Source organism: Mesorhizobium sp. M7A.F.Ca.US.010.02.1.1 (genome assembly GCF_004023085.1).
In the GTDB taxonomy this organism is placed as follows: Bacteria; Pseudomonadota; Alphaproteobacteria; order Rhizobiales; family Rhizobiaceae; genus Mesorhizobium.
This window is the reverse complement of the sequence record NZ_RZRV01000015.1, coordinates 61,792-79,143: the sequence shown is the minus strand read 5'-3', so window position 1 is coordinate 79,143 and position 17,352 is coordinate 61,792. Positions and strand designations below refer to the sequence as shown.

At 61.4% G+C, this 17,352-nt stretch carries 18 protein-coding genes; 8 read left to right on the top strand and 10 right to left on the bottom strand.

The window, feature by feature from the left end; all coding sequences use genetic code 11:
- Positions 1–112: 112 nt before the first annotated feature.
- Complete coding sequence (locus EOA19_RS17835) at positions 113–934, top strand: tetratricopeptide repeat protein (RefSeq protein WP_128304371.1); 822 nt, start codon at positions 113–115, stop codon at positions 932–934.
- A gap of 84 nt (positions 935–1,018) precedes the next feature.
- Here the strand turns inward: EOA19_RS17835 and EOA19_RS17830 are convergent, their stop codons facing one another.
- From EOA19_RS17830 to EOA19_RS17790, 9 genes are all read right to left on the bottom strand, one after another.
- Positions 1,019–2,041, bottom strand: coding sequence for a type II secretion system F family protein (locus EOA19_RS17830; protein ID WP_023811371.1), 1,023 nt, complete (start codon positions 2,039–2,041; stop codon positions 1,019–1,021).
- Between the two features lie 9 nt (positions 2,042–2,050).
- Positions 2,051–3,064, bottom strand: coding sequence for a type II secretion system F family protein (locus EOA19_RS17825; protein ID WP_128304345.1), 1,014 nt, complete (start codon positions 3,062–3,064; stop codon positions 2,051–2,053).
- A 29-nt stretch (positions 3,065–3,093) separates the two neighbouring features.
- Positions 3,094–4,596, bottom strand: coding sequence for a CpaF family protein (locus EOA19_RS17820; RefSeq protein ID WP_128304344.1), 1,503 nt, complete (start codon positions 4,594–4,596; stop codon positions 3,094–3,096).
- Between the two features lie 29 nt (positions 4,597–4,625).
- The gene (locus EOA19_RS17815) at positions 4,626–5,915 is read right to left on the bottom strand and encodes a CpaE family protein (protein WP_032909185.1); all 1,290 of its coding nucleotides are present in this window, start codon (positions 5,913–5,915) and stop codon (positions 4,626–4,628) included.
- 38 nt (positions 5,916–5,953) lie between these two features.
- Positions 5,954–6,691 (bottom strand): CpaD family pilus assembly protein, encoded by a 738-nt coding sequence (locus EOA19_RS17810; RefSeq protein ID WP_128304343.1) that lies wholly within the window; start codon positions 6,689–6,691, stop codon positions 5,954–5,956.
- Positions 6,692–6,705: 14 nt separating this feature from the next.
- The gene (locus tag EOA19_RS17805) at positions 6,706–8,238 is read right to left on the bottom strand and encodes a type II and III secretion system protein family protein (protein ID WP_128304342.1); all 1,533 of its coding nucleotides are present in this window, start codon (positions 8,236–8,238) and stop codon (positions 6,706–6,708) included.
- Positions 8,235–9,047 carry a Flp pilus assembly protein CpaB gene (gene cpaB / locus EOA19_RS17800; RefSeq protein ID WP_128304341.1) on the bottom strand — a complete coding sequence of 271 codons (813 nt, stop codon included), beginning with the start codon at positions 9,045–9,047 and terminating at the stop codon, positions 8,235–8,237. Before cpaB ends, EOA19_RS17805 begins: the two co-directional genes overlap by 4 nt.
- A 214-nt stretch (positions 9,048–9,261) precedes the next feature.
- The gene (locus tag EOA19_RS17795) at positions 9,262–9,780 is read right to left on the bottom strand and encodes a prepilin peptidase (protein WP_127327694.1); all 519 of its coding nucleotides are present in this window, start codon (positions 9,778–9,780) and stop codon (positions 9,262–9,264) included.
- A gap of 170 nt (positions 9,781–9,950) precedes the next feature.
- Positions 9,951–10,127 (bottom strand): Flp family type IVb pilin, encoded by a 177-nt coding sequence (locus EOA19_RS17790; protein ID WP_127327695.1) that lies wholly within the window; start codon positions 10,125–10,127, stop codon positions 9,951–9,953.
- Positions 10,128–10,450: 323 nt separating this feature from the next.
- Here EOA19_RS17790 and EOA19_RS17785 point away from each other — a divergent pair, with 323 nt between their 5' ends.
- From EOA19_RS17785 to EOA19_RS17775, 3 genes are all read left to right on the top strand, one after another.
- A complete protein-coding gene (locus EOA19_RS17785) occupies positions 10,451–10,873 on the top strand; it encodes a pilus assembly protein N-terminal domain-containing protein (RefSeq protein WP_013533687.1) in 423 nt (140 codons plus the stop codon).
- A gap of 137 nt (positions 10,874–11,010) precedes the next feature.
- The gene (locus EOA19_RS17780) at positions 11,011–11,592 is read left to right on the top strand and encodes a TadE/TadG family type IV pilus assembly protein (RefSeq protein WP_127295250.1); all 582 of its coding nucleotides are present in this window, start codon (positions 11,011–11,013) and stop codon (positions 11,590–11,592) included.
- 37 nt (positions 11,593–11,629) lie between these two features.
- Entirely contained in the window at positions 11,630–12,247 is a 618-nt protein-coding gene (locus tag EOA19_RS17775) for a TadE/TadG family type IV pilus assembly protein (RefSeq protein WP_023811381.1), read from the top strand.
- 30 nt (positions 12,248–12,277) lie between these two features.
- Here the strand turns inward: EOA19_RS17775 and EOA19_RS17770 are convergent, their stop codons facing one another.
- Complete coding sequence (locus EOA19_RS17770) at positions 12,278–13,207, bottom strand: PhnD/SsuA/transferrin family substrate-binding protein (RefSeq protein WP_023811382.1); 930 nt, start codon at positions 13,205–13,207, stop codon at positions 12,278–12,280.
- A 232-nt stretch (positions 13,208–13,439) separates the two neighbouring features.
- Between EOA19_RS17770 and EOA19_RS17765 the strand changes: the two genes are divergently transcribed.
- The 4 genes from EOA19_RS17765 to rpsT all read left to right on the top strand — a co-directional run bounded on the left by EOA19_RS17765 (position 13,440) and on the right by rpsT (position 16,921).
- Positions 13,440–14,681: a phosphopentomutase gene (locus EOA19_RS17765; protein ID WP_023811383.1), complete on the top strand. Its 1,242-nt coding sequence runs from the start codon at positions 13,440–13,442 to the stop codon at positions 14,679–14,681.
- Complete coding sequence (gene mutM / locus EOA19_RS17760) at positions 14,674–15,564, top strand: bifunctional DNA-formamidopyrimidine glycosylase/DNA-(apurinic or apyrimidinic site) lyase (protein WP_023811384.1); 891 nt, start codon at positions 14,674–14,676, stop codon at positions 15,562–15,564. The genes EOA19_RS17765 and mutM overlap by 8 nt, the downstream gene beginning before the upstream one ends.
- 134 nt (positions 15,565–15,698) lie before the next feature.
- Positions 15,699–16,472, top strand: coding sequence for an enoyl-CoA hydratase (locus EOA19_RS17755; protein WP_023811385.1), 774 nt, complete (start codon positions 15,699–15,701; stop codon positions 16,470–16,472).
- Between the two features lie 182 nt (positions 16,473–16,654).
- Complete coding sequence (rpsT, locus tag EOA19_RS17750; RefSeq protein ID WP_013533694.1) at positions 16,655–16,921, top strand: 30S ribosomal protein S20; 267 nt, start codon at positions 16,655–16,657, stop codon at positions 16,919–16,921.
- Positions 16,922–17,352: the final 431 nt, after the last annotated feature.

Sequence of the window (17,352 nt, the reverse complement as noted above, 5' to 3'; positions counted from 1 at the left end):
TGTTCTCCGTGTGAGTCGCCGTTCTTAACCATCCGTTAGGGTTAACAGAATATTTCTGCGGGAGGGAAGACGGCCACGCAATGGCCGCGCATGAATGGAGGCTTAGGTGGCCATGCCGACCAACCGCAGGATCGATGCCAGGGGAAAACGGCTCATCATCACGGCCCTTGTGCTGGCGCTGGCGGCGGGCGTCGCCGGTTGCGGAACCGACAAGCTCTCCACCGGCTCTATCGCACGCACCGGCGGCAAACCGCTGGAAAGCATGTCGGCCGGGGAACTGCACAATGCCACCGGCGCACTCGGCCAATCCTACGCGAAGAACCCCAACGACAAGCGGATCGCGACGAATTATGCGGCGGCATTGCAGATGGATGGCGACGCCGATCAGTCGCTCGCCGTGATGCGCAAGCTCGCCATCGCTTTCCCCAAGGATCGTGACGTGCTTGCCTCCTATGGCAAGGCGCTGGCCGCCAATGGCCAGTTCGAGGCGGCGCTCGACGCCGTGCGCCGCGCTCAAACACCGGAATATCCCGACTGGAAGCTGGTGTCGGCCGAAGCGGCCATTCTCGACCAGACTGGCCAGAAGGACGATGCACGCCAGCTTTACCGCAAGGCGCTCGACCTCAAGCCGAACGAGCCTTCCGTGCTCTCCAATCTTGGCATGTCGTATGTGCTACAAGGTGACCTGCGCACCGCCGAAACCTATATGCGCTCGGCCGCGCAGCAGCCGAATGCGGACAGCCGCGTCCGCCAGAACCTGGCACTGGTCGTCGGCCTGCAAGGCCGGTTCGACGAGGCCGAGAAGATCGCCTCGCAGGAGCTCTCGCCCGAACAGGCGCAGGCAAACGTCGCCTATCTCAGGCAGATGTTGGCCCAGCAGAATGCCTGGAGCCAGCTCAAGGACCAGGAAAAGCCGAAATCCGCGACCAACTGAGACCACAATCCCGATGCCCAACGAAGAAGCCGCGCTGCATGCGCGGCTTCTTCGTTTGAGGGAATGCAGGAATTTACCTCGCCGCTACTGGGCGTTTGTTGCCGGCGCCGCATGATCGCCGAAGATACCGCGTTGGCTGACCTGAATGCCGGCGGGACCCAAAATGATGGCGAAGAGCACCGGCAGGAAAAACAGGATCATCGGCACGGTAAGTTTTGGCGGCAGGGCGGCCGCCTTCTTCTCGGCCGCATTCATGCGCATGTCGCGGCTTTCGGCGGCAAGCACGCGCAGTGCATGCGCCACCGGCGTGCCGTAACGCTCGGCCTGGACGAGCGCCTGCGACACCGACTTGACCGAATCCAGGCCGGTGCGGCTTGCCAGGTTCTCGTAGGCCTGCTTGCGCTCCGGCAGATAGGAAAGCTCGGCGTTGGTGAGGATGAATTCTTCCGCCAGCGCCACCGATTGCGCACCGATCTCGTCGGCGACCTTGCGCAGTGCCGCTTCCACCGACATGCCCGATTCGACGCAGATCAGCATCAGATCGAGCCCATCCGGCCATGCCATCTGGATCGACTGCTTGCGCTTGGTGGCGCGGTTGTTGACGTAGATGACCGGTGCGTAGAAGCCGCCGTAAGCAACGAGGACGCAGACGAACAGCCTGATGACCAGTGGCTTGTCGGGCAGCCCTCCGAGCACGAAGATGTAGATTGCGGCCAGCGCGAAACCGACAAAAGGAAGCACGAGACGGAAGAAAAGGAACCGCGTCAGCGGATTCTGTCCACGAAAACCGGCCACCTTGAGTTTCTGCAATGTGCTCTCATCGGCGAGCGCGCGTCTCAGATCCAGCCGGTCGACAATGTTGCGCATGCCGATCGACTGTTCCTCGCGCAAGCCCTTGCGACGGCGGTCGGCCTCGACCGCAAGCCGGGCGCGCTGTTGCGCACGCAGTTCGTCGCGTTCCAGCGCAACGGATTTCATGCGTGACTTGAGCTGGTTTCCGCCAAACGCCGGCAGCAAGGTGAGGACGGTCGCAAACACCGCTATCGCGACCAGCATCGCGATCAGGAAGCTCGGATCCGTCAGGGTCTTGATGACTTGCTCGGTCATGCCAGCATCCTAGACTTCGAAGTTCATCATCTTGCGCATCACCAGGATGCCGATCGACATCCAGACCGCAGAGCAACCAAGGATCAGGTTTCCGACGCTGGTGTTGAACAGCGGCATCAGGTAGGCCGGGCTCGACAGGTAGACGAGAAAGGCGACGATGAAGGGCAGCGCACCGATGATCGCGGCGGACGCCTTCGCTTCCATCGACAGCGCCGCGACCTTGGCTTTCATCTTCTTGCGATCGCGAAGCACGCGCGAAAGATTGCCCAGCGCCTCGGAGAGATTGCCGCCGGCCTGCGATTGAATCTGGATAACGATGCCGAAGAAGCTTGCCTCGGTGCAAGGCATGGTTTCGGGCATGCGCAAGGTCGCGTCGGGGATAGAGAGGCCCATCTGCTGTGAATCGACGATGCGGCGAAACTCGGTCTTCACGGGTTCGGGCGATTCGTTGGCGATCAGGCGCACGGCGTCGTTCAGCGGCAGGCCGGATTTGACCGCACGCACGATGATGTCGAGCGCATTTGGAAATTCGTTGAGGAATGCCTTGACCCGGCGGGCGCGACGAAACGTGACGAACCAGCGCGGCAGGCCCAGCCCCCCGGCCAGCAGCACGCCCGGCAAGGCGATCAGCGGGGCTCCGGCCACAAAGGCGACCATCGTCAAAACGATGCCGCATATTGCGGAATATATATAGAAACGCTCGATGGTGGTCTTGAGGTCGGCCTGACGAAGCTGGGCTTTCAGCGGCGGTTTCTTGACGCGGCTGTCCTTGGTTTTCTGCTTGGCGTCGAGTTCGTTGAGAGAATCCTGAACCGATTTGCGCCGCTTGGTGGCTTCCGCCACGCGGTCGCGCGAGGCCTTGACCACGGAGCGATCCGTCTCGGCGGTCCTGATCGTTTCGAGCCGCTTGCCGACCTGTTTCTCGTTGCTGATCCGGGTGAACAGAAATGCATAGGCGACGGCGCCGGCGCTGAAGCCGGCGAGCACGACAAACGCCAGTACTGTGCCGTCAATTCCAAACATTGGCCCGAACCCTTACACCCCAGCACACGTCAGTCAGCGCGTTTCTCCATCGCCTCGAGCGCAATGGCGAGACGCTGCTCCTCGCCGTAATAGCGTGCACGCTCCCAGAAATGCGGACGGCCGATGCCGGTCGATACGTGCTCACCCAACAGCCGGCCGTTGGCGTCCTCACCCTTGATGTTGTAGAGGACGATATCCTGCGTGATGATGACGTCGCCCTCCATTCCGATCACCTCGGTGATGTGGGTGATGCGGCGCGATCCGTCGCGCAGGCGCGCCGCCTGGATGATCACGTCGATGGAGCCGACGACGATTTCGCGCACTGTCTTCTGCGGCAGCGAATAACCGCCCATGGCAATCATGGATTCTATGCGGTTCAGGCATTCGCGCGGGCTGTTCGAGTGGATCGTGCCCATCGAGCCGTCATGGCCGGTGTTCATCGCCTGCAGAAGATCGAACACCTCGGGTCCGCGCACTTCGCCGACGATGATGCGCTCGGGCCGCATGCGCAGGCAGTTCTTGACCAGGTCGCGCATCGTCACCTCACCCTCGCCCTCCAGATTGGGCGGGCGGGTTTCGAGGCGCACCACATGCGGCTGCTGCAATTGCAGCTCGGCCGAGTCTTCGCAGGTGATGACGCGCTCCTCGCGGTCGATATAGTTGGTCAGGCAATTGAGCAGCGTGGTCTTGCCCGAACCGGTACCGCCCGAGATCACGATGTTGCAGCGAACACGGCTGATGATCTTGAGAACTTCGGCGCCCTGCGGCGAGATGGCGCCGAACTTGACCAGTTGATCGAGCGTCAGCTTGTCCTTCTTGAATTTACGGATGGTGAGCGTGGCGCCGTCGATGGAGAGCGGCGGCGCGATGACGTTGACGCGGGAGCCGTCGGGAAGGCGCGCATCGCAGATCGGGCTGGATTCGTCGACGCGGCGGCCAACCTGGCTGACGATGCGCTGGCAGATGTTGAGGAGCTGCTGGTTGTCACGAAAGCGGATGCCGGTCTGTTCGACCTTGCCGTTGACTTCGATGTAGACGTTCCTGGAGCCGTTGACCATGATGTCGGCGATGTCGTCGCGGGCGAGCAGCGGCTCGAGCGGCCCATAACCGAGCACGTCGTTGCAGATATCCTCGAGCAGCTCTTCCTGCTCGGCGATCGTCATTGCGAAGTTCTTGATCGCGATGATGTCGTTGACGATGTCGCGGATTTCCTCGCGCGCACTTTCAGGATCAAGCTTGGAAAGCTGCGACAGGTCGATGGTGTCGATGAGCGCGGAGAAGACCTGGCTCTTGGTATCGTAATAAGTTTCGCTCTTTTCGCGCTGTGCCCGCTTCGGCTCAGGCGCCAATGGCGGTGCCTCGACCGCACGGCGCGCCTGCGGCGCGACAGCTGCGCTTGGCGCAGCCGCGGGCCGGGTCAGAACCGCCGTGTCCATGGAACCTGCAGCCGGCGGCGCAACAGGCGCCGGTGCTGGCTGGCGAAATTCCGGGGTGAACCGGTTGCCGTCGTCGCTGCCTCTTTTACCAAACATGATCGACTACCGATTCCACTGCTGAAGCGTCACTTCTTGTTGCGTGAGAGCTTGCCGAGCAGGCTGCCGAGCCCGGCCTTCTTCTTGATCTTGATTTCGCTGCGCCCGGTCAGCACATGCGCCATTTCGTTGATCATTGCGACGACCGGGTTCTTGGCATCCATTTCGCCAAGCATGCGTCCGTTGTTGGCGGCATTGCCGAACAGCAACGGATCAAAAGCAATGACCGACATCGGCGACAAGCCGAGCGGCTCGGCGAAGTCGGACGGCGAAATCTCCGGGCGCTTCGGCACGCCTGCCTGGTTGATGATCAGCTTGGGCGGCGGATCATTGGGACGAAGCCGCTTGAGCATATCGACGAGGTTCTTGGTGTTGCGCAGATTGGCAAGTTCCGGTGTCGCGGTGATGACGATCTCGTCGGCCTTGACCAGGGTGTTCTTGGTCCAGCCCGTCCAGGCATGGGGGACGTCTAGCACCAGAAGCGGCACACTGCGCTGGGCGGTGTCGATGAGCTGAACGAAGGCCTCGGGATCGAAATCATAGACCCGTTCGAGCGTCGAAGGTGCTGCCAGCAGCGACAGATGCTCGGCGCACTGGGTCAGCAGCCGGTCAAGATAGACTTCATCGATGCGCTCCGGCGAAAACACCGCTTCGGCGATGCCTTGCGCCGGATCCTGGTCGAAATTCATGTTGGCGGTGCCGAAAGCCAGATCGAGATCAGCGACGACCACTTCGGATTTGAACAGGGAGGACATCGCCCAAGCCACATTGTGGGCGATCGTCGAAGAGCCGACACCGCCCTTGGCGCCGACGAAGGCGATCGAGCGGCCGAGCGGCTCGGCTTCCGGATCGATAAAAATCGACGACACCACGCTGACGATGTCGGCCATCGAGACCGGCGCGATCACATATTCGGAAATGCCGTTGCGGATGAGCTCGCGGTAGAGGCCGACATCATTGTAGTGGCCGATCACCACCACCTTCGACGTCGGATCGCAATATTCCGAAAGCTGGGCGAGTTGTTCCAGCAATTGCTTGGGCTCGCTGCGCGATTCCAGCAGGATCAGGTTGGGCGTCGGCGCCGATTGGTAGAATTCGATGGCGGTGGGGACGCCGCCCATATGCACCTTGAGATGCGCCTTCGTCATGCGGCGGTCCTCGCCGGCGCGCTCGACCGGATTGGCAACACCCTCGGTCTCGCAGAATGCCTGGATCGAGATGCGCGGGATCGGCCGCAACGCCTGCATCGCGGCGATGTCCTGCTGCGAGGTATCGCTGCCGTCCACCGGGGCGTCGTAGGCAAGGTTGCTCATCGTCATGCTCTTTCCCGTGGCCTGTTCTATCCGAGACTGGCGGCTTAGTAGTCTACTTCCGAATTGCCCAGGAACTCATCCGAAATGCCTCTTGCACGGTAGACATCGATCACCGCGCCGCGATTTTCAGCATCGATTGTGGACGGCTTGCGCGGGCCGAGCAGATCGGCCGGGTTGGCCATCTGGGCGGCAAGATTGTTCTGATAGGAGCAGCCGAAGTCGGCATAGTGCTTATTCTCCGACGTATCGACGAGGTCGGCTGGCCAGCGTCCGCATTTGTCGGTCCGCGCCCTCACCGCAACATAAGCGACGCGGACCGGCGAGGATATTTCGCTCGAGGCGGCCTGGTAAGAGGTGACGACAAGCCGGTTGCGCTTGACGCCGCTGGCGATCGCGAGCCGGGCGAAATCACGGGCCGCCGCGGTCGCGGCGACCTCATTGGCCGATCCGCTCGGGACCTGGATCGTCAGCGTCGGGGCGGCACTTCTGTCATAGCCATCGAGGAAGCCAAGAAGTGTATCGCGCTGAGAGCCGGTCATGCCGCGGTCACCGGCACCAACCGGGAGGTCGATCTTTTGATTCTTCTCGGCGATCACGATCGGATGGTTGGTGCGGTAATCGTCCGGAATGGCGCCGACCGTGATGCTGTCGCGCTGGGCGCAGCCGGCCAGCAGAGCCGCCACCGCAACCGCCAGGACAGGAACGGCTCCCCGGCAGACCCGCGAGCGGCCAAAGCGCATCGCTGCCGCGATGGTGCTTGCCTTCAATGCTGACTGAGACATGTCCGCTTCCCCGCTCACTTGTAGATGAAGCCGACAACGCCGTGGTAGCGGCCGTTGGGCTTGTCTGTCTGCATGGTGCCGTAGACGCGATTGACGCGGCCAAGGAACATGCCGGCGCCATCGCTGGCGGCGTTGAAATTGTCATCCGGCTTGGCAAGGTCGTTGCGGGCCACCGGCTTCACCAGATAGGGCGTTATGATGATGACGAGCTCGGTCTCGTTGCGGACGAAGTCCCTGCTGCGGAAGAGCGAGCCGAGCACCGGGATCTTGGCTAGGCCAGGCAGGCCCGAGATAGCCTGGCGAACGTCGTCGCGAACGAGACCCGCGATCATCATCGACCCGCCCGAAGGCAATTCGACAGTGGTATCGGCAAGCCTTTTGCGGATGGACAATATCGTCATACCGGGTTGAGTGCCCGAACCTTCGAGGGTCGGCGCACCATCCGTGGTCGGCTCCGATACGGAGGTTCTGACCTTGAGGCTTATGCGCCCCGCCGACAACACGACCGGCTGGAACTCGAGGCCAATGCCGTATTCGATCTTTTCAAATGAATATGTCGTCAGGCCGGTCTGATTGTCGGTCGAGACATTGCTCGAGCGACCGGTGGCCAGATTGTACTCGCCGCCGACCTTGAACGTTGCCTTCTCGCCCGACACGGCGGTGAGGGTCGGCTCGGCCAGCGTCTTCATCACGCCGCTTTGCTCCATGGCATTGATGTAGGCCTGGAGGCCGTTTCCGATCCCGTCTCCCAGCAACAAACCGGAACTAGCCGCAATCGGCTTGCCCAACCCGAAAGCAGGCGAACTTGCCGCGCTGTAAGAAATGCCGTTGGAGCTGCCGCTGCCGACCATGTTGACGCCGAGCTGCTTCATCACGGAGCGGCTGACTTCGGCGACCGTGACCTTCAGCGTAACCTGGTCGTCGCCAATGATCTGCAGCAGGTTGACGATCTTGCTGGTGCGGCGTTCCTGGTCCGGATTGTTGATGTCGACACCGCTTTGAGCTGAACCGCCGGCGGCGGTCTGCGAATACTGTCCCGTCGTCGCTTCACCACCCGAAACGAAGATCGTCGCCAGGTCGACCGCGCGCTTTGCGTCCAGCGGCGTGTCGACCGTTCCGGTCAGAACGACGTTGTCGTTGAGCAGTTCCACCTTGATGGCCGACGTCGGCAGGAAGCGCCTGATATAATCCTCAAGGCCGGCAACGTCGCGTTCGACGGCCAGGTCAAGACTGACGATCTGCTCGCCATTCGGACCGAAGACAAAGATGTTCGTCTCGCCGACCGCCTTGCCGAACAGATAGATGCGCCTTGCGGTGCGGGTCACCGCATCGGCCACCGCCGGGTTGGCGACGAGAATGTCGTAGGCATCGCTCGGCAGGTCGATGACCACCGACTTGTTGAGGCCGAGTTTGACGCGCTGGGTGGCCGTCGATGCCGTGACCTGCGCGTTCTTTGCCTCGACAACGCTGCCTTGCACATTCGTTCCGACGAGCAGCAGGCCGAATGCCGCGGCTACGATTGCCGGCAGTTTACCGCTTAGCCTCATTTCCTTGCCCCTACTTCGGAAACTTCGCCCGACTTGATCAGCCTCACCGTTCCCCTGCGGCCATTGCCGGAAACGAGATAGTCGGCCTCACCCAGATTCTTTTCCTGCGCGTCCGCGACTGCCCGTAGCGCCAGGGTCAGGCGATCCGCCATCTGTTGGGCGACGGTGATGATCTCCGCCTGCTTGGGCGTCAGTTCCAGCGTGGCGGTCTGACCCACCCTGGTCTTCTTGCCTTCCTCGTCCTCCTGAATGGTCTGATCGATGGCCAGGACGCGGATGTTCTTGAGGATGGTCTCGGTGTTGAAGCCGGCGGCGCCGCTGGCGGCATCGGCCCTGCGGGTCATGATGACGTCGACGAAATCGTTGGGAAGAATGAAGCCGCCGGCCGACGTATCGGCCGAGATGGCCGTGGCGACCGCCCGCATGCCGGAAGGCAGGATCGACGACATGAAGCTCTGCCCCTCGCCGATCAGCTTGGAGCGCCGCAGGGGTTCTCCGGCATACATTGCCACACGGGCAACGGAACTCTTCAGCTTGTCCAGCGCCTCGGGCTCGGCGGTGCGGGTGATGAAATTCGCGTTGACGCCGTCGGCGGGCCAGGATTGCCAGGCGATGTTGCTTTGGATCGGGCTGCCCATCGGAACGTCGCCTGAAAGCACAAGCACATCCTGGAGTGCCACTGCCGGGGCTTGGGGGCCGGAATCGACGACGACCTGGGGCGGCGGTGCCACCATGTTCTTCGCGACATAGCCAGCGCCACCCGCCGCGGCCACCGCCACGCTCAGAATTATCAATCGCGATGCTGGCATCTGTCCGAACCCTTGCCCTGGCAAACCACGTAGCCAAGCCGGACTTTGCAGCGGCAATCGTCAAAACAAGGTTAATGTAATGCTTACGATCGTGATTAATTTAAGGTTTACATAAATTAGCCGGAATGTGGTCTGAACGGCCAAAATGGCCGGGCCGGCCCTGTTGAGAACGGGGTTTCGGCAATGCTGACAGACAATAAAAATAAGATCGTGCTCAAGTCGCCAGCCTGGCAAGCGCCCATACCATCAAAGGCGAATCCGGATAGGTCAGCAACCCGCCAAGGCCGAGGGCGACGCCGTAGGGAACACCTTTTGCCTCGTCGGCGAAATGGCGCAGAAACGGATTTTGGCCGGTAACGGCCGCAAGCAGCGACTTCCGGTAGAGGATGATCGCCAGCGTCAGCAGGCCGCCGATGATTGTCGAGGCGACAAGATACTCCACGAGATTGATATTGAGGCCCATCCACATCGCGGTGGCGGCCAGAAGCTTGGCGTCGCCGCCGCCCATGCCGCCCATTGCAAACAGGCCGAACGTCACGGCCAGGACCAGGGCGCCGGCGGCGAAATGTCCGCCATAGACCGCCCAGTCCATACCCGTCAGCGGCGCGACCAGCGCGAAAACAACGACGAGCAGCACCGGCACGCGATTGGCGATCGTCATCGACAGCATGTCGGAAATCGCGGCAAACAGCATGCAGAACGGAAAGACGACGAAGATCAGGGCTTCAAGCATCGGCGCTGTGCCTATTGTTCAATTCCAATGCGGCCAGTCTAGACATGTTCGATTAACGATTGATGAGGCCCGCTGCTAAAACGTCTTGGTACCCTAAGGTCTCACAAACAAAGCAAGGGCCGCCAGTGAGGCGGCCCTTGCTGCAAGTTGATTGCTTCAGCGATAGCGAATCAGTTGCCAGCGCCGTTCAACGTGGATCCGATGTTGGTGAACTTGGCGTTGAGCGCAGTACCGAGCTGGCCCGCGCCAGTGATGATGGCGAGCGCAATGAGAGCGGCGATCAGACCATATTCGATAGCGGTCGCGCCGGATTCGTCCTTCACAAAACGTGCGATGAGATTAGACATTCGAGAGCTCCTACTCCACGTGTTACAGCACTTCCGTCAACTTCTGTGATGGTTGATCGGATGCTGCCAATCTAGGCAGAAGCTCTTTCGATCGGCTTAAGAAACAGCCTTACCGATTCCTTTCCCGGTTCGAACACATTGCGTGGTTAACCTGGGGCTAATATACCACTGAGCCTTCTCGCCCCGGGTTTGTGGACTTCCGGACAGTGCCCGGCGAGCGTCCTTGTCTGCCATCGCATCATTGGCGACACCGCATGCTTAACCGTTGGTTCACCAATCTCGTTCATGTTCCGTTGATCAGTCCGCCTGCGTGGAGCGCCTCAATGGCCCAGCCGAGATCGTCAATCCTGATTGCCGCGCTTCTTGCCGTCTCGAGCTTCGTCGCGCCCGCCATGGCCGGCGCCGGTATCGAGGTCACGATGAACCAGGCCAAGATCGTCAAACTGTCGCGTCCCGCCGACACCATCGTGGTCGGCAACCCGGCAATCGCCGACGCTTCGGTGCAGGACGCTTCAACGATCGTGCTCACCGGCAAAGGCTTCGGGGTCACCAATCTGGTCGTGCTCGATACGGACGGCAGCCCCATCGTCGACGAGCAGGTTACCGTGGTGCGGCAAGCCGCCTCGTCCGTGCGCATCTATCGGCGCGCCGAAATCCAGACGATGTCGTGCACACCCTATTGCGAAAGCTCGTACAAGAGCGAAGCGGAGAAGTCTTCGGAAGCGGAGATGAGCGTCAGCCGATAGGTGGCGTTGCCGACTGCCGTTCCGGTTATTGTCTGGTTAAGAGGCCTGCGCCGACTTTAACGATCATCCAAACCGGACCTCAATCGGTTTGCGCTAATGCTCCTTCCGAGACCGCATAGAGATCGGCAGGATCGGACATGAGCAAGGAATTCGGTCGCGCAGGCGACCACAAAGTGAGACGCCCAAGGTTTTTCGCCCGCTTCCTTCGTGACCGGCGCGGCGCCACGGCAATCGAATTCGCGATCCTTTCAGTCCCCTTCGCGCTGCTTGTCTTTGCCATTCTGGAAAGCTGCATCTCGTTTGCCGGCCAGGAGGTGATGGCCAACGTCACCGACGATGTCGCGCGCAAGCTGCGCACCGGCCAGTTGAGAGCGGCTGACGTTGCCGGAACCAATTTGCGGGACATGATCTGCACGAAACTGCAGATCATCGTCTCCCAGGATTGTCCCAATCAACTGCTGGTGGATCTTCGCCAATATACGTCGTTCGCCGATGCGGCCACGGCAGGCTTCAAGATCCAGAACGGCGACGTCGTACTGACGAAAGGCACCGCAACCCAATCGTTCTCAGTGACAGCGGGTGCGGCGGAGTCGAGGAACATGCTTCGGGTCTTCTACAAGTGGCCGATCATGACCGATCTGCTGGCGCAGTCGATGGGCGGCAACAAGACCCTGCATTTCGCATCGGTGACCTGGCAGAACGAGCCGTTCGACAACTGAGCGGAATGCACGAGCAGTATAAGAAAAGGGCAAGGGCATGATGCGTGCGGGGGCACATCTTATGATTACGGGAGTTTGGCGGAAAGCAAGCCGATTCTGGTCCGATCGCCGCGGCATCGCGGCGGTTGAATTCGCGTTGATCATGCCAATTCTGCTGATCATGTATTTCCTGACAATGGAAGCGTCGCAAGCCATCGAGACCAGCAAGAAGGTCAGTCGTATCGGCAGCATGGTGGCCGATCTCGTCACCCAGCAGACAAGCGTCCTCAAAGCGGATGTCGACGCCATCATGCAGATCGGCAGCGTCACCCTTCAGCCCTACAACCGCTCGCCCCCTAGCATCACCATCACGGCGATACAGGTTACGCCCGATGCGACGAGGGCACTGGTGGTTTGGTCACGCAAATTGGTCGCCGGCGTCGCCAGCCGTGGCGCCGGCGCCACCACCGAGACAACGATCCCGACGTCGCTCAGAGTCGCCAACACGTTTCTCATTCGCGTCGAAAGCAACCTCGGCTATACGCCGGCCATCGCGTGGAGCGCGAGCAGTCAACAGAAGCTTGGACTGACCTCGGCTTTCAGCAACATAACCATGGGCGAAACCTATTATCTGCGCCCCCGCAGAAGCGTGACGATCCCTTGCAGCGACTGTTGAACAGAACCAGCTAGGCCCTGCGCAGGGCCGCTACTGCTGCGGCTCACGGTCCGAAACGAAGCGCACGATAGCAGCGGCCATCTCGTAGTCTTTTGGCGCCACGCGAGCGAAGCCGCCGGAATGTCCCGATTCCAGGAGGGCGTAGATATCGGGCGTCGTCGACTTGAGGTTGGTGAGGAACACGGCAAGTCGACGCTTGGCTTCCGGGTCGAGATCGCTGCGGACCGCGTGCGGGCCGTATCTCAGCAGACCCGACGTCCACACGACACGAAGCGCCGTCACCGAGAGCCCTGCCGCCTCCAACCTGGCCTGCGTGCCCGACGGTTCTCGCGGGCCGTCGGCAGCGGCCGTCACCCAGCCAAACAGGCCATCAGCCTTGCCGTCGACCAGCATCGTCTCGGCCGCCGCGGCCGAATCGGCACGGGCCAGAAACGGTGCATCTTCCGCGATCTTGCGGCCTTCCGCGGCCAACGCCGCCAATGGCAGGAGAGAACCGCCGACGCTGTCCGAAGGCGCCATGGCGATACGATGGCGGTCCATCGCCGCAAGGTCGGGCAGCTTGCCGTCCCGCGTCAGCAGAACGGAGCGGATGCCGATCGCGCCGTCTGAATCGACCGGAGCGACAAGCGGTTCGATACATAAGCAGCGCTGCGAGGCCGTTGCATAGGCGGTGGCCGAATAGATCGCATATTCGATGCGGGAATCGGCCTGCGCCTCGATCAGCGCGGCATAATTGCGGGCAACGACAAACTCGACCTTCATGCCCAATGCTTTGGTGTAGGCGTCGGTCAACACAGCCAGCCCCGGAACGGCGTTGCCGGCACCTGGCTCGGCAACGATGCCTATGCGAAACGTGCCGATATCATCGCGCCAGTCGGCATGCGCCGGGTTGGACCAGAGCCCGACGAGCGCGCCCGGCCCCAGCAACAGAGCGGCATATGTCTTTAACGCAACCCTCATGACAGAACCGCCGTCTGTTTTCCCGGATCGATGCTCAGATCGTCATTCCCAAACCGCTGCGCACTTTTGGGCGACGCACTGCTTGCTTTGGGCAAGTCGTTGCCCCCAAAACCGCTGCGCACTTTTGGGCGATATGCACTGATTGTCACGCCTGCCCGTTGCCGTTTGGTTTCCGAATTGCCAATGAAGTCGCGGAACCCTATGTCTGGTCGGTCAAACTGGCAACAACTTGATGGCGCGCGCTTTCCTCTTCGTCCTGGATTCCTTCGGCATCGGCGGCGCGGCCGACGCCGACCGCTACGGTGACGCCGGCGCCAACACATTCGCGCACATCGCAGAGGCCTGTGCGGAGGGCCGTGCGGATCGCGAAGGGTCTCGTAGTGGACCGCTGTTTGTCCCTCATATGGCCTCACTCGGGCTTGGCAAGGCTGCCGAAACCGCGACGGGACTGGGATTTGCCAACAGCGGGGCGGATATGCTCCCAACTGCCTTTCACGGCGCCGCACAGGAGGTTTCGAGCGGCAAGGATACGCCATCCGGCCATTGGGAAATCGCCGGCCTGCCGGTGCGCCTCGACTGGGGCTATTTCCCGGATACGGTTCCGGCCTTTCCGGCCGAACTGACCGAGGCGATCATCCGTGAAGGCAAGGTGCCGGGCATTCTCGGCAATTGCCATGCGCCGGGCACCGAGATCATCGAGCGCTTCGGTGAGGAGCACATCCGGACCGGCAAGCCGATCTGCTACACGTCGGTCGACTCGGTCCTGCAAATCGCCGCGCATGAAGTCCATTTCGGCCTCGACCGGCTTTATGAATTCTGCCAGGTGGTGCGCAGGCTGGTTGACCCGCTGAGGATTGGACGGGTGATCGCGCGGCCGTTCGTCGGCGAAACCACCGCCACTTTCGAGCGGACATACAACCGTCATGACTACGCCGTGCCTCCGCCGGAACCGACCCTGCTCGACCGGCTGACGGCGCGTGGCAGCCGTGTCATCGCCGTCGGCAAGATCGGCGACATCTTCGCCCATCGCGGAATTTCGCAAGTGCGCAAGGCGGCAGGCAACATGGCGATGTTCGACGAGGCGCTGGGTGCGATCGATGATGCCGGCGACGGTGACCTCGTCTTCGCCAATTTCGTCGACTTCGACACCGAATTCGGTCACCGCCGCGATGTCGCAGGCTATGCTGCCGCGCTCGAGGCCTTCGACCTGCGGCTGCCGGAAGCATTTGCGAGGCTGCGGCAGGGCGATCTTCTCATCCTGACGGCCGACCACGGCAACGACCCGACCTGGGGCGGGACCGATCACACGCGCGAGCGCATTCCGGTGATCGGCACTGGACCGGGTCTCAAGGGCGGCGACATCGGACTGAGAACGACATTCGCCGACATTGGCGAGACCCTGGCCGAGCATCTCGGGCTGGCGCCCGGACGCTACGGCACTTCTTTCTATACGGCGATCGGCGGTCATGCCTGAATTGCCGGAAGTCGAAACCGTCCGGCGCGGACTTCAGCCGGTTCTGGAAGGCGCCACCATCGCCCGCGTCGAGGCGCGCCGACCGGATCTGCGCTTTCCATTTCCCGAGAAATTCGCGCAGCGGCTGACCGGCAAGACGATCACGGCACTCGGCCGCCGGGCCAAGTATCTGACGATGGACCTGGAAGGCGGGCCCGTGCTGATCTGCCATCTCGGCATGTCGGGCTCATTCCGCGTCGAGACGGCCGATGGCAGCGACATGCCCGGCATCTTCCGGCACGACCGCTCGAAAAGCTCCAATCACGACCACGTCGTCTTCCATGTCGAGTCTCCAACCGGTGCCCGGTCCCGCGTGATCTTCAATGATCCGCGCCGCTTCGGCTTCATGTTGTTTGCGGAGGGACTGCCGGACGTTCACCCGATGCTGGCTGGACTTGGCGTCGAGCCTACGGGCAACACATTGGACGGTGCGCTGCTCGCCTCATTGATGAAGGGGCGGCGATCACCACTGAAGGCAGCGCTTCTCGACCAGAGGCTGATCGCCGGGCTCGGCAACATCTATGTGTCGGAGGCGTTGTGGCGTGCCGGCCTGTCGCCGCTGCGCGAGGCGGGCACGATCGCCAGGCCCGGAAAGAAAGCCCAAGCCCAAAGCGAACACCTCGCGCAAGCCATTCGTTCGGTGATATCGGATGCGATCGCAGCCGGCGGCTCCTCACTGCGGGACTATATGCAGACCGATGGGTCGCTGGGCTATTTCCAGCACGCCTTCGCCGTCTACGACCGCGAAGGCGAGGCCTGCTCCAAGCCCGGCTGCGGCGGCCACATCGAACGGATCGTGCAGAGCGGCCGATCGACCTTTTATTGCCGGACATGTCAGCGGTGAGTTTGAGCAATTCCAGGAAAAGTGTGAAACGGTTTTCCGTCGAGAATTGCGTCGAGACAAGGAGATGGGAGCGGTTCTGCGTTTCCGTGAAACGATGAACCGCTCTAGACGAGCGTGAGCAAGGAGAAGCAGCCATGGCCTATGAGACGATCATCACCGAGACGCACGGCAAGGTTGGGCTGATCACGCTGAACAGGCCGCAGGCGCTCAACGCGCTGAATTCGCAGATTCTGACCGAAGTGGTGGCAGCCGTGAACGGGTTCAGCGCCGATCCAGATATCGGCGCCATGGTCATCACGGGTTCCGAAAAGGCTTTCGCCGCCGGCGCCGATATCAAGGAGATGCAGTCCATCTCCTACGCGGACGCCTACGCTCAAGACTTCTTCGTCGGCTGGGAGGAACTGACGCGGGCGCGAAAGCCTATTATCGCGGCGGTGGCGGGCTATGCACTCGGCGGCGGCTGCGAGCTGGCGATGATGTGCGATTTCATTATCGCCGCCGACACGGCCAAATTCGGCCAGCCCGAGATCACCCTCGGCGTCATTCCAGGCATGGGCGGGTCACAAAGGCTGACCCGCTTCGTCGGCAAGTCGAAAGCGATGGACATGTGCCTGACCGGGCGGATGATGGATGCCGCCGAGGCCGAGCGTTCTGGTCTGGTGTCGCGGGTCGTGCCTGCCGGCGAGCTTGTCGAGGAGGCGCTGAAGGCCGCAGCCAAGATCGCCGCTTTCTCACTACCATCGGTGATGATGGCGAAGGAGGCTGTCAACCGCGCCTTCGAGACGACGCTTGCCGAGGGATTGCGGTTCGAGCGCCGGCTGTTTCACTCGCTGTTTGCACTGGACGATCAGAAGGAAGGCATGGCGGCCTTTGCCGAGAAGCGGAAGCCGAATTTCACCAACCGCTGACGCCAATCCCTTGGCCGCGAAGAAGATGGCTGTTGGCCGCCAAAAAGAAGACCGGGCAGCGTTGACGCGCCGGAAAAGCTGAACTATAAGCCGCACCAACCGAGGCGGCCCCGTGGCTGCCCGTTTGTTTTTTGCGCCCTGCGGCATTCCGCATGCGCCGACCAGATCAGAAGAGAGGCATCATGGCCAATACATCCTCGGCCAAAAAGGCAACGCGCAAGATCGTCCGCCGCGCAGCGATCAACAAGAACCGCCGCTCGCGCGTCCGCACCTATATCCGCCAGGTCGAAGAGGCGCTTGCCTCCGGCGACAAGGCTGCCGCACAGGCTGCCTTCAAGATCGCGGAGCCGGAATTGATGCGCGCCGCGACCAAGGGCGTGATTCACAAGAACACGGCGTCCCGCAAGGTGTCGCGACTGGCTCAGCGGGTCAAGGTACTGTCGGCCTGACATTACTTGCCTAGACTGACGTTCTTCGAACCCGGCCGTTTGTGCCGGGTTTTTTCGTTTGCCGGCAAGCACTTAAAAAGAATGTCCGGAAACGGCGTCTTAGGCGGATTTCACAATTGGGAATAGTTTGCCGGCATATGCATGCCTGCTGTTGATCGGCATGCTTGAAAAGGGCCAGCTTAATGATTCTTAACTGTCAGAAATAGCTTATAATTTTCAGACACTTACTGATGGTGATCCACAGCTTGTCCACACCGGGCCGACCCGATCGGGGACAAGTCGCTGTCAAGCGAATTATTTCAGAATATTTCTCTCAGCGTCCGGTTTTTCATATTCGCCGGAAAAGGGTTTGAATCACAATGGCTTTGTTAAAATGTGCCGTCACGGCACGCCACTCGAACCCGCCTCCAGTAACCAGATTCCTTAAAAAT